This window comes from Novosphingobium sp., from assembly GCF_049240505.1.
Classification (GTDB): domain Bacteria; phylum Pseudomonadota; class Alphaproteobacteria; order Sphingomonadales; family Sphingomonadaceae; genus Novosphingobium.
Genome location: NZ_JBMLSM010000100.1, coordinates 20,379 through 36,265 on the forward strand (window position 1 = coordinate 20,379; position 15,887 = coordinate 36,265).

Here is a 15,887-nt window from a genome sequence, read left to right on the forward strand (position 1 = left end):
CCGCGCTTTTGCTTCATGCAGCCGGTTTTACCCGCACGATGACCCGGCGATAGGATGTCAGTGCGGGCGCGCCATCGTCTTTCACCTCAAGGATCAGGTGCAGCGTCCGTTCGGCTTTGACGGATGGCAGTGTAACCGTGCAGTCAGCGCTTTCGGCATCGGCAATCTTCAGTTTGGGCGAAGGATCGCCCGGCACATCGCTCGGCTCGGCATACTGCCACCAGCGATAGGACAGCGCATTGCCATCCGGGTCGGTGGTGCCCTTGGCCGAAATCTTCAGCGCCGCGCCCGCCACGCCCTCAACCGTCACCGGCGCCAGTCCGGCAACCCCATTGACGATAGCGCGCGGGTTGTGATTGGCCTTCTTGCGATCCGGCGTCAGCGTCCAGTTGATACGCGCGGCAAAATCGTTCTGGAACGCCTCGCGCCAGCGAAAGATCGTGGCCTGATTGGTGCGCCATGTACGCCCGGTTGGGTCGGTAAAGGCATCCGGCGCATCGCCATAATGCGCCGCGCCTTCGTAAACCGGGGTATAGCGCCCGCCCCATCCGCCCCAATCCGGCCGGTCGGGGAAGTTCAGACCGTTGGGAATTGTGCCCAGAAACGCGGGCGTATCGCCTTCCATGATGAACATGTGCGGCGGATACATCTCCCCCAGCGGTCCCTTGCGAATGTTCTCTTTCAGCCAGGCATTGGTGACCATTTCACCGGCAGGCCATTTATCCTTGCCGAACAGATCACCCGAAATGCCGGTCCATGCCGCCTGTCCATACTGGCCCCAGCCATGCACACTGGCCACCCATTGCAGATCGGGGAAGTTGCGGCGCGCCCACGGCCCTGCATCGTCCTGATCCGAAATCGAATAGACCCGCAGGCGCGCTGTGAACGCCGCCACCTGCTCCGGCGTGCGGGTCTTGCGCACAGTCCACAACGCCTGCGCCAGATCGATGGCCCCGCCCCAGACCGACAGATAGATCGGGCGCTTGTCGTCCTTGTCCACCGCCGCAATAATCCGGCGCGATCCGTCGGTATCGCGGCCATCGCCCACGCAGGCCATGCCATAGCACGACGCCCCCACGCTAATCGCGTTCAGCAGCGTAGCGGGTTCGGGATAGCCATCGGCGTGCTTGCGCAGATTAGGCAGCACTTTGGCATAGGCCGCCACCCGTTCGCGCAGCAGATCGGGCTGGTTCTTGGTACGCTGCCAGGTGCTGGTAGTGGCAACAATGCCTTCGATATCGAACGTGTTGGAATAGAGCAGGAACCGCACGAACGATTCGGAATCGTCAGGTTCGTTGCCGATATCGGTCAGCACCAGCACGCGCCGCCGCGCCTCGGCATCGCCACCATCCGCGGCAACGGCAGGACTGGCGACCAGCGCCGCCATCGAACATGCAAGCAACGCAATACGACGGAATTTCATCGAAAACCTCGTGTCAATACAGAAGCCGGAAATGCGACAGGCCCCGCGAGCAATCAAGTCGCGAGGCCTGTCGTTACAGTTCACAAGAGCGGAACGATCAGAGCTTGGTGCGCAGACCCAGCGCCACCATGCGGCCCAGCGTGGAGCCATTGGCAAAACCGTTGCCGGTGTTGCGGAACGGCGGGTCCTTATCGGCCACGTTATCGATGTTCAGCGTCAGCGAAGTTTCCTTGAACATGCCGATCTTGCCCAGATCATAGGCGAAGTAGAGATCGACCGTGTCATAACCCTTCACGCGGGTCTGAACCGGATCACCGATGATCGGAAAGCTGCCGCGATGGGTCAGCGTCGCACGGGCAGTGACCGCACCGATATCAGCACCCAGCGTAGCCACGTAGTTCAGGCGGTTGAAGCCGTTCTTCAGACGATCAACAAAGGCCGCCGTCGGCGTTTCACGCGTGTTGCGGTTAAGCACGTAAGTGCCTGCAAAGCTGGCGTTGATCGAACCGAAGCCGGTCTTCTGGTTGACGCTGACCGTGAAGTCGAGGCCATCCTGCTTCAACTGACCACGGTTATAACGACGAAGGTCATAGATCGCGGTCGGGCTGTTGCTGGCAAAGAACGAAGCCAGCGACGAGAAGTTGTCGGCCCGCGCCCCGTTCGAGAACGCCACCGCCTGTGCCAGCGTGGGGTTCAGGATATAGAACGGCGCGTTGGTGGGATCGGCATAATAGGCCGCGCCCTGCAGGAAGTTGCCAGCGTTCACCGAAATGACATTGGTGAAGTCAACGTTATAATAGGTCAGGCTGATGTTCAGCGCGTCCCATACCGGCGGCTTGATATCCATGCCCAGTGACCAGGTTTTGGCCTTTTCCGGCTGCAGCGTTGGGCTGCCGCCCGAAATGAACAGGATCGGGCGGAAGAAGTCCGCAGGCGAAGAACCGGGCGCAAGGTTGGTCGAAACCGGGATCGAAGTGACGCGCGCATCGACCGCACCAGTGGTGTCGGCAAGGCTGGGCGCGTGGAACGACGTGCCGTAGTTACCACGGAAGGTCATCCATTCGACCGGGCGATAGTTGAAGCCAACCTTGGGGTTGGTGGTGCCGCCCACATCGTCATAGCTGTCGTAACGCACCGAACCGGTCAGATCGAGGCCTGCCAGCCCCGGCTGCGCATTGTCCGCACCAAACACCGGCACGAACAGTTCGCCATAGACCGACTTCACCCGGCGCGATGCCACGGCACGATTGCGCTTGGGCGTTGCGGTGGGACCGAATGCGATGCTCGCATCCATCTTTTCCCAGTGATATTCGGCGCCAATGGCCACCCGCGCATCGCCACCCGGCAGGCTGGCGAACGGACCGTCCAGCACGATACGGGCCTCACCCAGATCCTGCTTGGACTGCGAATAGTTCTGATAATCGGCAATCCCTGCCAACACAGCCGGATTGGTCTGCGACAGGTTATAGGGGTTCAGCGCGGTGGCAGTGGTGGTTCCTGCCAGCGCCGCGTTGGCGGCATCGGCGTTGATCGCACGTTCGGTGGTGGCGTTGAAGCTGTGGCCATAGTTGCCCATCAGCAGCACATTCCAGCCACTGCCGATATCGATGTTGAACGTGGGCGTAATGCCCATCGAATCAAAGCGTGCCGGGTTCGTCACACCATCGTTGCCGAAGACCGACGTGTAATCGAACAGCACGCCCTGCGACGTTTCGCTGCCAATGGGCTGGAAGAACGGATTGGTTGAACGGATCGTGCTGTTGGTGGCCAGCGGCGCGGTGCGGGTCAGCGTGTCACGCCGCGAATAATACGCCTGCATGTTGAAGTTGACCGTGTCGCTCATGTCGTTGTCGAGCACGGCATAGACCGAATGGCGGCGTTCGCGCGGATAGATATCGGCGTAATCGGTGCTGTCGCACTTGTTCTGCGTGCCCGCAACGCGGCCCGGCATGGCATAGCTTACGCCCGCAACCGTGATGTTGGTCAGCGCGCAAGTGGCCACACGGCGATCGGTGCCACCCTGTGCGCGGCTGTCCTGCGTCACATAATCGCGCTCAAGCCCTTGGATATTGTTGTGCCAGGCATAGTTATAGCCGACCATGAGCGAGCCGGTGCCCCAGTCCTTGCCCACCAGCAGGTTGGCATCGACCGTGCGATAGCCGTCGGCGAAACCGACACGGCCGCTGGCTTCAACGCCCGACGCGCGCTTGCGCGTGATGAAGTTGATAACGCCACCGATGGCATCCGAACCATAGATCGAAGAACCGCCATCGGGGATCACTTCGACGCGCTCGATCATACCCGGCGGAATGATGGTGGGGTCAGCATAAGTCTGCAGAATGCCCGAACCGACCAGACGGTGGCCGTTCACCAGAAGCAGCGTGGTGGTGCCGCCCGAAGCGCCAAGGCCGCGCAGGTTGGTGGCCGCAATCGGCTGGCCGAAACCGGCGGTGCCCGAAACGAACTGGTTGAAGTTGCTGATCTGCGGAATGGTCGACATCAGATCGTTGGTCGATGCGGCCCCTGTTGCCACCACATCTTCGGTGGTCACGGCAACAACATTGGTGCCAACTGGCGCGATCCCACGGATCAGCGTGCCGGTGACGATGATTTCCTTGTCGCTGGGGGGGGGGGTCGAATCCTCCCTCGATTCGTCCTGACCCGCTTCCTGCGCCATAACTGGCTTTGCGAGCGCGGCCAGCAGCGCAACCGCGCTGGCGTAATAAAACGCGACTCGACGGATTTCAGGCATTTTCACAACCGTTCCCCTTCCCCGTGTATGGCTTGGCATCGCGTCCAACCTCCTGTCGGACACATTGCAAGCTCTCTCTGGGGCTGCGGTCTATGGTATGAGATTGCGAATTGCAATTGACGTTTTACGCTTTTTTTCTATTTTTTGAATCGAAGCTGCATTTGCTTTCGAATTGAATGAATCGCAGGCAGCCGATCTTTATGGGAGAGACGATCTTGCTGAAATCCCCGGAAATCTCGCGTCGGCAACTGCTGGCATCATCGGCGGCGGCCAGCCTTCTGGCCACGCCGGTCCTTGCCGCCACAACCAAAAAGACGCGCACACCGGTTGTTTCGACCACCAATGGCCCGGTGCGGGGCTTGGTCGAAGACGGCGGCATCCATGTATTCCGTGGACTTCGCTATGCCGCACCGCCGGTCGGCAAGCTGCGCTTCCGTGCGCCGCAGCCTGCCGCCAAGTGGACGAAAATTTTCGAAGCACAATCGTTTGCAAACGCAGCCGTGCAAGACCCTGTTCAGGGCGATATGCCCAAGGATGAGACGCATGGCGAGGACTGCCTGTTCCTGAACGTCTGGGCACCTGCCCCTGCCAAGGCGAAGAAGCCAGTCATGGTCTGGCTGCACGGCGGCGGCTTTTCCAGCGGCGCGTCCAGCCGCCCGACCTATTGGGGCGATCATTTCGCCCGCGATGGCGTGGTAATGGTGGGCGTCAATCACCGCCTCAACGTGTTCGGCTTCACCCAGTTGCCCGATAGCTGGGGGCCTGATTATGCCTCGTCCGGTGTGGCCGGGCTGCTCGATATCGTCGCCGCGCTGCGCTGGGTGCGCGACAACATCGCCAAATTCGGCGGCGATCCTGAAAACGTCACCATCTTTGGCGAAAGCGGCGGCGGGGCAAAGGTTTCGTTGCTGCTGTCGATGCCGTCGGCCAAGGGCCTGTTCAAGAAGGCGGTCATCCAGTCCGGTGCCGCGCTTCAGGCCACCCCGCGCACTTATGCCACCGGCCTTGGCCAGAGCCTAGCCGAAGTGCTCGGTGTTGCCCCCGGCGATGTTGCCGCGCTTGCCGCCGTCGACACCCAACGCATTTTCGATGCGCAGAAGGCTGCAGTCGAAAAGGTAAAGTCGACCGAAACCAAGGGCTTCCTGATCACCGGCTTCGGCCCCAGCATCGATGGCAAGGAGCTGCCGGACAACCCGTTCTCGCCGCAGGCATCCCCGCTTGCCGCCGATATCCCGCTGATCATCGGGTCCAACAAGGACGAGGCGACGATGTTCATGATGGACCCCGCCCTGCCCAAGACCACCGATGAGGCCTTCGAACAACACGTTGCCGCGGCCTATCCCAACGACGCGGCTGAAATGGCCAGCGCCCTGCGCGAAGCCTTCCCCGGATATTCGCCGGGCGACCTGATCGTCGCGCTGGGCGGCTTGCAGATGTTCTGGATCAATTCAGTGATCCTGGCCGAACGCAAAGTGCAGCAGAACGCGCCCGTGTGGATGTATCGCATGGATCACGAACTGCCGACCTTTGGCGGCAGGCTGAAAGCGGGCCACGCCACCGAACTTTCATATGTCTTCGGCACTTACGAAAATATCCGCCACTTCGTCGGCCCCGGCGATCCGCCCGCGCGCATGACCATGCAGATGCACCCGGCGTGGGTCGCATTTGCCAAAACGGGCAATCCGCAAACCCGGTTCATTCCTGAATGGCCCAAGTATGATGCCACTTCACGCACCACGATGATCTTCAATCTGACCAGCACGGTCCAAAACGACCCGCTTGCGAAAATTCGCAAGATCATGTCGCGTTACGTCACCGCCTGACCGCACTCAGCGCGGCGACGAAGCTCCCCCGCCGCTTCTCCCTCAGGCGGGGGAGCCATTCGTCAGCGAAATCCAACGATAAATATAATTCAAGAGGATAACCATGACGCAGCGCATCTCTTTCCAGACCTTCGCTCTTGCCGCAACAGCGGCGCTGTTGCCATCAACGGCACGGGCGCAAGCACGGCCCAGCACCCCCATAGCCATCGATCGGGGCGTCCAACCCGCTGCCGTCATCTCGCCCGAAGTGCTGTCAGACCGCCGCGTCACGTTCCGCATCGGCGCGCCCGATGCCAAGGCTGTGACCATTGATGGCGAATTTTACCGGCAAGCCAACGCCGTCGAAGTTCCTGCCACAGACATGACCGAAGGCCCGCGCCCGGTGGTGAAGATGGTCAAGGGAGAAGACGGCGTGTGGACCGGCACCACGACCACTCCGATCCGTCCGGGTGCCTATCGTTATTACTTTGTCGTTGATGGCACAGTAACGCTTGATCCGCGCAACACCGTGATGTCACCTCAGCGCGCCAGCCAGAACAGCTTGCTGGTAGTGCCGGGCGACTTTTCGGAACATCGGGCCGTTCCACACGGCTCCGTTCTGGAACAGCATTTCATCTCCAGCACACTGGGCGGGATCGATCGAAGGCTGATCATCTATACCCCGCCGGGGTATGAAAAGGGCACTGATAAGTATCCTGTGCTTTATCTGATGCATGGCGGCGGTGATTCCGAAACGTCATGGACCACGGCAGGCCGCGCCAATGAAATCCTCGATAACCTGATTGCGGCAGGCAAGGCCAAACCGATGATCGTGGTCATGCCCGACGGTTCCCCCCCAATGCCGGACAAGTGATGACGTCCGATCCCACCAAGGAACCGTTCGTGAAGGAAATGATGGCTGACATCATCCCCTTCGTCGAACGCAACTTCCGCGTGATCGCCACGCCTGATCAGCGCGCGATGGCAGGCCTGTCGATGGGCGGCATTCAAACGCTGAACACCAGCCTGTCAAACCTTGGCACCTTCCATTATGTCGGCGTATTCGGATCGGGCTGGTTCCGTCAGGAAGACCGCCAGTGGTTTTATGACAACAAGCAGGACGCCGTTGCCCGACTGAACCACGAGTTGAAACTGTTCTGGTGGGGATGGGGCTACACTGATTTTGCACGTCCGGGAGCGATGGAGATCACCGACCACCTGAGATCGAAGGGTGTAAAGGTATTCACCCGCGAAACGCCCGGCGGCCATGACTGGCGCAATTGGCGCGACAATCTGCACGAATTCGTGCCGCTGCTGTTTCAATAATATCGGGTGAAACACTCCCGCTCTATATTGTTCGAGTCGCAAGCACCGTATCGGTCAGGACGATTTCTTCAGCAGCGATAGTCTTCCAACACGTCGTCCAGCGCTGCCTTCAACGGGTCCAACCATTGCTCGAACGGCTTCCAGGCCTCCAGCCCCTTGGTGTTGATGGGCTGGCGGACCTGTTCGGAACTGGCCGTGCGCACCACGCGCTTGGTCTTATGAAAGGCAAGGCACGCATCTTCGAACGGCAGGCCAAGATATTCGAGAATACGGTGAACCTGCGCTTCGGTATCGGCAACGACGTCTTCATACTGCACATGCAGAATCTGCCCCGGCAGCACGTCATGCCAATGGCGCATCAGGTGGACGTAATCGTGATAGTAACGCCCCACCTGTTCCAGCCCATAAGTAAACTCCTGCCCCTCGGCGAAAAGCTGTTTGAACCCGGAGAAACAGCAATCCATCGGCGCGCGGCGCGCATCGATGATCTTCGCGTTGGGCAGCATCAGCTTGATCAGGCCGATGTGCCTGAAATTGTTTGGCATCTTATCGATAAAAAACGGCGCGCCCTGCCGGAACATCGCAGTGTCTTCGATATACTTTGCGCCAAAGCTTTCAAGTTGCTCGGCGGTCAGATCATGGAGGACGGCAGGATAGGCAGATTCATCGTCATCGCGGTGCTGGCGCCGCAACCGATGGGCCAGCGAAAGCACGTTGGGCAGTTCCAATGTGCCATCGACCTGGCTGTGGCTGGCAATGATCTGCTCCAACAGTGTTGAGCCAGCACGCGGCAGGCCCAGGATGAAGATCGGATCGGGCGCTTTGTGCCCCATGCCCACCTTCTTCTTGAATAGATCAGCGGTGCAGACCCGATGCTGTGCGGCCAGTTCTTCGGTCATCTGGTCAGCATCATAGCGTGACAGCACACGCTTGAGCGTATTGCCCTTTTCGTAGAAGCGGAAAGCCTCGGCATAGTCCCCGCTGTCCTCAAACGCCTTGCCCAGCGAGAAGCAGACCTGCACCCGCGCGTTGTAGCTCAACCGATCCGATGCTTCCTCACGCAGCATTATCTGCTGCTCTTCGTCAGTGAAGCGATAGGTCTTGAGATTGGCAAGGCCGAACCACGCATCGCCGAAACCAGCTTCAGTGCGATAGGCCCCGCGGTAGGATTCAACTGCGTCTTCATGCCTGCCGAAAGTTTTGAGGGCATGACCGCGCGAGGTCAGCGTGGCAGGATCACCAGGCAGCTTTTCCAGCACCTGATCGAACAGGGCAAAGGCCTGTTCAAAATCGTTATTGTGCATGGATTCGATTGCAAGATGCGACTGGAATGCCGGATTCAGCGGGTCTTGCTGGTAAAGCATTTTCGCTTGTTCCAGCGCGGCTTCGTATCGCTGCTGACGCCGTAACACTTGAATATAATCAAACCGCGCGCGGACATGGTTCGGCTCGAAAGCGACCGCACTGTCGAGCAGGAAGGCGGCTTCATCCAGCACATTCATTCGCGCGCCGATGTCCGCCAGCAAGCGCATGCCTTCGACATTGGTCGGGTTCTGCTGAAGAAACGCGCGGCAAAGTTGCTCCCCCTTGAACAACCGCCCCTCGTGGATATGGTTCATCGCTGCCACCAGTTCGCGCGGCAACGTCATCAACCACTGTGCCTGCATGGCAACCTGCCGCGCCTCATCTTCATTACCGGTGTGGGCGAGGATTTCCGCCTGTCTCTGCCAGCTTGCGGCAAGCGACGGATTGAACTGACAAGCGCGACGATAGGCGGCGAGCGCTCTCCCCGGATCGCCCTGCGCCAGTCGGACGTGCCCTTCCTCCTGATAGGCGCGGCCATATTCCGGCTCTACCGACCGTAGTTTATCCAGCCATGATAGCGCATCGGCAAAGTCGCGTAGATACCGCGCGCAAACGGCCTTCATGTAGAGCGCTTCGCCCAGCCTTGGCGCATCGGTCAGGATCGGATCAAGCGCGGAACTGGCGCTTTTGAAATCGCCTTCGCGGATCAGCGCTCGAACGGCGTCCAGCGCTTCTTCGGGCTGGGTAATCGAAGTGTCCAACGCTGCGCTCCATCAAAAAAACGTCCCGCCGGGAGAATGGCGGGACGTTTTCCTATTGCCCAAGACGTGCGTGAAATACCACAATGCGCACGCTTAAGCCGTCATCACTGCTTGAAGTTGAACCGCAGGCCAATGGTACGTGGCCGCAACGGAACCTGACGGATCGGACCATAGAGCGCGTTGGCCGAAAGCGGGCCGTGCGTGCCATTGAGGTTTTCCACAAACAGATCCACACCCCAGTTATCGCCCATGACACCGGTTGTGAAGTCCACTTTATCCCAGCTCGAAACCTTCGTGGCCGTGAACTCCAGAATATCGCTGCGCGAGGCTCCGGCATGGGTAAATTGCGGCATGACATAGGCCTTCAGCCCGTCAGACACCGCAAATTCGTACCGGGCGCGAATATTGCCTTGGAACTTCGGTGCGAATGCCAACGGCTTTCCGGCCAGAACGTCATTGGTTGGAATAAGTACTCTGGTGATCTTGCTGTTGAGGAACGAGGCAGCACCAGCGATCGTCAACCCCGGAATGGATCGGGGTGCGATGATTAGGTCCGTTTCAAGACCATAGACCCGAGCATCTGCAGCATTGGCAGAGAAAAACAGGTTGGTGATATTGGGATCGTAAATCGTGGTCTGCAGGTTCGAAATCGTATCGTAGAAAATGCTCCCATTAAACTGGAACTGGTTGTCGGCAAGATTGGTCTTCCAACCAAATTCGTAGTTCTTCAGTTCGTCGGTATCGACCACGAAAGGCACCGTGAAAGAACCCGTAGCATTCGTGCGGCCACCCGGACGATTGAGCACACCCGGACGGAAACCTTCCGAATATGTCATGTAGAACAGCAGGTCGCTATTGGGCTTGTAGCTGAGGTTCGCCTTAATGATGCCGCCCTTGGTGCGGGCTTTGTCTGGCGCGCGCAGTCCGTTGAAAACCGCAACGGCCCGGCGGCGATTACCCGTGATTGCTTCGATCTGTGCCAGCGTTTGGTCCACCGTAAAGATCGTGCCAAGCGCTGCACCGCACGTCTGGTTGTAGCGCAGTTTGCCGTCACCATCGAAAATGTCGTTCAGATTTGCACCGAACGCATCCTTGTCAGTGCCTGACGAGTTGCAGAACGAAGCGTTGGCACTTCCCTCCAGATCGCCGCGAACATTGTAATAACGACCGCCGAGAGTAAGCGTCAGTTTGTCCCGAATTATATCGAAGCTGGCTTCACCGAAAATACCAAACTGCTTGTCGGTGCGGCGAACGTCGTTACGAAACACTTCATCGGCCGGATAGGCGGCGCCGTCGGAGAAGTAGCCCTGCGGCGTGGTGTTGACTGTAGAGGAGCGGTTCGCGGGGAAACCGATATAACCAAAATGGTTTGCCTTGCTGCTGCCGTTATAGATGAATTGGTTACGCTCATCGAGGCGCAAATCCGAAGTATACACACCTGCGGTCAACCGGATGCGTTCTTCCTTCGGGGTGTTGATGCGAAATTCGTTGCTGAAAACTCGCGTCTTCGAATTCGAAAGCACCGTATCGTTCGGAGCCTGACACGTGCCAAACGGAACGCCGGCGGTGCCGCCGTACGAAGCATTGTACCCCGGATAGCTTACAGTTGAATCGCAAATATAATACGGGAAGTACTGCGCGGTGAACAAGTATTCCGAATAATCGATCTTCTGAACCGATTTACGCTGTGTGAATGCGCCAGTGTAGACCAGTTCCAGCGCGCCCAGACGACCACTGACAGTCCAGTTCACGTTGTCAAAATCGTCGTCAAGACGATCCTTGTCGTACTTGCCGATTTTGTAGTCACCCAATGCCGGATCATCGTAGAACACGCCGTCAGCGTTGATCCACTGCTTCATGTACCCAACGGTGACATCCCAGTCCGGCCCGATCTCGACCTTGCCCATCGCGCGGAAGCCAGTGTAGCTGGAATCGTTGAAATTGTTTTCAACGAAATCCTTGTTGTCCGCCGCAATCAGCGTAACGCCCGGGAACTTGGTCAGATCGAGACCAGGCTGCAGACCTTGATGCAGTTCATCGACGACCGTTCCGTTCGGGCGACGGCTGCCAGCCTTCACGAAGCGGGCTGACTGGGCCGCTGTCTGGGTCACGCGAACGTTATCGATGAAACCGCCGCGTGAATCATGGAAACCGATGACGCGCAAAGCAGCGCGATCACCAACCGGGAGATTGAAGCCACCCTCAATCTTGTAGCTTGCCTTGCCCCCATCGGTGGTCGACACACCACCGTTCACAAACAGTTCGGTCTTGCCGATCTTCGGCTTGTTGGTGATCAGGCGGACTGTACCGGCCTGCGAACTGGCGCCGAACAGGGTCCCCTGCGGCCCTGCGAGAACTTCGATACGTTCAAGGTCAGTGGCATAAACGTCGAGGTTACGGCCCGGTTGTGACAGAGCCTGTTCGTCAAGATAGAGTGCGACGTTCGGTGCAAGTCCAGCAACGCCCGCAGTCACCAGGTTTGGCGTGGTAGATGCGACGCCGCGAATATAGATCGTTGATTGGCCGGGCCCCCCACCGCCCGATGTTACACTGGGCATCTGCGTCAGATAATCCGTGAACTGTTCAACGCGCAACTGCTTGAGCTGCTCGGACCCCATCGCCTGCACAGTAACAGGAATGTCCTGTGCGTTTTCAGTACGTTTCGTGGCGGTGACCACGATTTCTGCGACCTGTGCGTGGGCAACACCTTGCGCCCCGATCGCAATTGCCGCTGCCGAAACCCCCGTTAGCAACTTCCGCATGACTACCTCCCGATTGATTATTTGCCCCCTGCCGGGCGCTCCCGAGACAAACGCTAACCCACGTCTCGTCGCGGTCAAAGGCACTCCGACGGCATTAGTAATATTTATTGTCTACATGACACAGGGACCGGAATCCTGCGTGGTTCCGCGTATTTTCCGGCCCCTCGCGCGCTCAGATGTCCTTCACCAGACGCAGCGCATCAAAGATGGCGGCATGGGTGTTCCGCGCTGAAACAGCATCACCGATGCGGAACAGTTGGAAAGTCCCCTCTACGTTGCGACTCACAACCTGCGGCTTTCCGCCAACAAGATCGTTGTAAGACACCTCGCCAAGGTTGGAGGACGAAGGCCGCAGTTCGAAGTAAACGTCGTCAAGCGGCAGGGTGCCGTGATTGACCACGATCTGATCGAAGCCTCGCTGCTGCGAGACGCCACCATAATCGCTGCCGATGGTAGCGAGCAGTTCGTTGCCCTGTCGCTCAACCGCTTCCAGCCGGTAGGTGACCGTGAAAGTGGTGTTCAATTTCTGTAGCGAACGCATGTAGGGCACTAGGTTCATCGCCATCACTTCAGGCGCAAAGCTGCGGTCGGGCGTCATGATTTCAACCGCCGCGCCGGTGCGGGCGATGATCTCTGCCGCCTGAAGCCCGGCATGATCACCCGCATCATCATAGACCAGCACGTTGGCGCCCGGCCGCACATCGCCCGACAGGATATCCCAGGCCGGTACGACCAGTTCGTTACCCGCATTCAACACGGCCGTATCCGGCAGGCCGCCAGTGGCGACAATTACCACGTCGGGCTGCTCCTCCAGCACCGTCTCGGCATCGGCCCAGCAGTTGTAGCGGATGCGCACGCCCAGCCGCTCGCACTGGTCAAGCCTCCAGTCGATGATCGAAATCATCTCGCGCCGCCGCTCGCTCTGCGCGGTCAGGCGAATTTGCCCGCCTGCACGCTCGGCTGCTTCCAGCACCACCACATCATGCCCACGCTCGCCCGCGACACGCGCCGCTTCAAGGCCTGCTGGTCCTGCGCCGATGATGACCACCTTCTTGCGCACTTCCGCCTTGGGGATATCGTGCGGCATCGTCTCTTCGCGCCCGCTTGCGGCGTTGTGAATGCAGAAGGCCAGCCCACCCTGATAGATGCGATCAAGGCAGTAGTTGGCTCCGACGCAGGGGCGGATCTCATCCTCGCGTCCGGCCATGATCTTGCGCACGATATGGGGGTCGGTCATGTGCGCGCGGGTCATGCCCACCATGTCGAGCAGGCCCGATGCGATGGCGTGGCGCGCGGTGGCGACGTCGGGTATCTTGGCAGCGTGGAAGGTGGGAATGCCGGTTGCCTTGCGGATTTCACCCGCGAAATCCAGATGCGGCGAATTGGCCATACCTTGAATGGGGATCACGTCGGTAAGCCCGGCGTCGGTGTCGATATGGCCGCGCACCACGTTGAGGAAATCGACCATGCCGCTTTCCTTGAGGCGGCGGGAAATCTCAAGGCCATCGTCGGCACTAAGGCCACCGTCGATCACTTCATCGCCGGTGTAGCGCACGCCGACAATGAAGTCCGGCCCCACGCGCTTGCGCACTTCGGTCAGGATATCGAAAGTGAAGCGCAGCCGGTTTTCAAGGCTGCCGCCGTAAGGGCCATCCAGTTCGTTGGTAAGCGGCGACCAGAACTGGTCCATCAGGTGGCCATAGGCCATCAGTTCCACGCCATCCATGCCGCCCGCCTTCATGCGCTCGGCCGCATCGGCATAGTCATTGATGATGCGGGCGATGTCCCAGTCTTCCATCTTCTTGGGAAACGCCCGGTGCGCGGCTTCACGCTTATGCGACGGTGAAACAACCGGCAGCCAGTCAGCCTTGTCCCACCGGGTGCGGCGACCAAGATGGGTTAGCTGGATCATGATCGCGGAGCCTTGCTCATGCACCGCGTCGGTCAGTTCCTTGGTCCATTTCACCACCTCGTCCTTCCAGACGAGGATGTTGTTGAACACCGGCGGGCTGTCGCGCGACACCGCCGAAGACCCGGCGGTCATCGTCAGCGCAACCCCGCCCTTGGCGCGCTCAACATGATAGGCCCGATAGCGCCCCTTGGGCATCCCGTCTTCGGGATAGGCCGGCTCGTGCGACGTAAGGATGATCCGGTTGCGCAGCGTCAGATGCTTGAGCTGGTAGGGCTGCAGAAGGGGATCGAACGAGGACATGCACAGGCTCCAGAAAATCTTCCCGGAGAAGCTGCCTTAAAATGTTCACATGTGTCAAGTATAAGTTCATCAGTGAACATTAGGTTGACAGGGGTGGCGAGAAATCTAGAATTTCGAGCATGACAGACAGCGCAAACCAAGGCTGGCGGGGTTCGGCCGAACTATGGCTGGAGGCAGCACAGCAAGCGCTGCTCGATTCGGGGGTGGAGGCGGTGAAGATCCAGCCGCTCGCCCAACAACTCAATTTGTCGCGCACCAGCTTCTACTGGTTCTTCAAGAACCGTGAGGAACTGCTTGATGCCCTGCTGACGCGGTGGCGTGAAAAGAACACTGGCAATCTCGTGCAGCGAGCCGGCGCCTATGCCGAGACAGTGGCCGAGGCGATGCTCAACGTGATGGATTGCTGGCTCGATCCAGCGCTGTTTGACCCGCGCTTTGAACTGGCCGTGCGTAGCTGGGCGATGCAGTCAGCCGATGTTCTGGCCGAAGTACACAAGGCGGACGCCGAACGCCTCGCTGCGCTGACCGACATGCAGACCCGATTTGGCGAAGGCGGCCTTCATGCCGATGTGCGCGCCCGCACGATCTATCTCACCCAGATGGGCTATATCACCATGCAGACACAGGAAGACCTGCACACGCGTCTGGAGCGCATCGCCGTGTATGTCGAGGTGTTCACCGGCCACTACCCCGAACCGCGCGAACTGGCCCGCTTCCATGCCCGCCACGGATACACGCCAGCATGAACCAGACGCTTGGCATTGTCGGCGGCGGTGGCTGGCTCGGCGGCGCGATTGCTCGCGCCGCGCTCAACCGTGGTGTGTTGAGACCTGAAGCGCTAACACTGTCATGGCGCAGCACCCCGCCCCGAAACATGCCCGGCGTGCGGCTGACGCAGGACAACCGCGCACTGTGCGACGGTGCGGATATCGTGATGCTGTCGGTCCGTCCGGAAGACTGGCCCGCCGTCGCACATCCGGTGCCCGGCAAGCTGGTAATTTCAGTCATGGCGGGCGTTAGTCTGGAAACGATGGCGCGCGCGCACCAAACCACCCGCGTCATCCGGGCTTTGCCCAATGCCGCGGCAGAAGTGGGTGCTTCCTATACCCCCCTCGTTGCCTGGTTCGGTGCAACCAAAGCCGACCGCGATTTCGCGCGACGCCTGTTCGAAGCCTGCGGTGCGGTCGATGAAATAGAGGACGAAGCTCACCTCGATTACCTCTCAGGCCTCACCGGCACCGGCCCCGCCTACCCTTCGCTGATGGCAGCGGCGATGGTCGAGGACGCAGTGGCACGAGGCCTGCCTGAAGCCATCGCCCGACGCGCAGTGAACATGATGTTCGTGGGCACAGGTCGCCTGATAGAAACGGGCAACCCCGATCCCGCAAGCACGGTCGAAACCTTCATGGCCTATCGCGGTGTTACCGCCGCAGGACTTGATGCCATGACACAGGCCGGGCTGCCACAAGCCGTGCGCGCAGGCCTTTCCGCCGCACTCGCCCGGACGATGCAGATGAACGACGCCGCCAACTCCTGACCGGGAC

At 59.6% G+C, this 15,887-nt stretch carries 10 protein-coding genes; 5 read left to right on the forward strand and 5 right to left on the reverse strand.

The window, feature by feature from the left end; all coding sequences use genetic code 11:
* Nucleotides 1–13: 13 nt before the first annotated feature.
* On the reverse strand, nucleotides 14–1,423 hold the full coding sequence (locus ACOVQ0_RS08365) for a nucleoside hydrolase-like domain-containing protein (protein WP_421882784.1): 1,410 nt from the start codon (nucleotides 1,421–1,423) through the stop codon (nucleotides 14–16).
* A gap of 97 nt (nucleotides 1,424–1,520) precedes the next feature.
* Entirely contained in the window at nucleotides 1,521–4,175 is a 2,655-nt protein-coding gene (locus ACOVQ0_RS08370; RefSeq protein WP_421882787.1) for a TonB-dependent receptor domain-containing protein, read from the reverse strand.
* 200 nt (nucleotides 4,176–4,375) lie between these two features.
* Here ACOVQ0_RS08370 and ACOVQ0_RS08375 point away from each other — a divergent pair, with 200 nt between their 5' ends.
* From ACOVQ0_RS08375 to ACOVQ0_RS08385, 3 genes are all read left to right on the forward strand, one after another.
* The gene (locus tag ACOVQ0_RS08375; RefSeq protein ID WP_421882791.1) at nucleotides 4,376–5,998 is read left to right on the forward strand and encodes a carboxylesterase/lipase family protein; all 1,623 of its coding nucleotides are present in this window, start codon (nucleotides 4,376–4,378) and stop codon (nucleotides 5,996–5,998) included.
* Nucleotides 5,999–6,101: 103 nt separating this feature from the next.
* Nucleotides 6,102–6,851, forward strand: coding sequence for an esterase (locus tag ACOVQ0_RS08380; protein ID WP_421882795.1), 750 nt, complete (start codon nucleotides 6,102–6,104; stop codon nucleotides 6,849–6,851).
* Nucleotides 6,851–7,303, forward strand: a complete 453-nt coding sequence (locus ACOVQ0_RS08385) for an alpha/beta hydrolase (protein ID WP_421882798.1) — start codon at nucleotides 6,851–6,853, stop codon at nucleotides 7,301–7,303. Before ACOVQ0_RS08380 ends, ACOVQ0_RS08385 begins: the two co-directional genes overlap by 1 nt.
* A 68-nt stretch (nucleotides 7,304–7,371) precedes the next feature.
* Here ACOVQ0_RS08385 and ACOVQ0_RS08390 read toward each other — a convergent pair whose 3' ends face one another.
* The 3 genes from ACOVQ0_RS08390 to ACOVQ0_RS08400 form a co-directional block, all read right to left on the reverse strand.
* On the reverse strand, nucleotides 7,372–9,369 hold the full coding sequence (locus ACOVQ0_RS08390) for a tetratricopeptide repeat-containing sulfotransferase family protein (RefSeq protein WP_421882801.1): 1,998 nt from the start codon (nucleotides 9,367–9,369) through the stop codon (nucleotides 7,372–7,374).
* Nucleotides 9,370–9,473: 104 nt separating this feature from the next.
* Nucleotides 9,474–12,131: a TonB-dependent receptor gene (locus ACOVQ0_RS08395; protein WP_421882804.1), complete on the reverse strand. Its 2,658-nt coding sequence runs from the start codon at nucleotides 12,129–12,131 to the stop codon at nucleotides 9,474–9,476.
* Between the two features lie 172 nt (nucleotides 12,132–12,303).
* Nucleotides 12,304–14,343 (reverse strand): FAD-dependent oxidoreductase, encoded by a 2,040-nt coding sequence (locus tag ACOVQ0_RS08400; RefSeq protein ID WP_421882806.1) that lies wholly within the window; start codon nucleotides 14,341–14,343, stop codon nucleotides 12,304–12,306.
* A 119-nt stretch (nucleotides 14,344–14,462) separates the two neighbouring features.
* On the opposite strand from ACOVQ0_RS08400, the gene ACOVQ0_RS08405 reads away from it, so the two are divergent.
* Nucleotides 14,463–15,089: a TetR/AcrR family transcriptional regulator gene (locus ACOVQ0_RS08405; protein ID WP_421882809.1), complete on the forward strand. Its 627-nt coding sequence runs from the start codon at nucleotides 14,463–14,465 to the stop codon at nucleotides 15,087–15,089.
* Nucleotides 15,086–15,880 (forward strand): pyrroline-5-carboxylate reductase family protein, encoded by a 795-nt coding sequence (locus ACOVQ0_RS08410; RefSeq protein ID WP_421882813.1) that lies wholly within the window; start codon nucleotides 15,086–15,088, stop codon nucleotides 15,878–15,880. Before ACOVQ0_RS08405 ends, ACOVQ0_RS08410 begins: the two co-directional genes overlap by 4 nt.
* Nucleotides 15,881–15,887 lie beyond the last annotated feature (7 nt).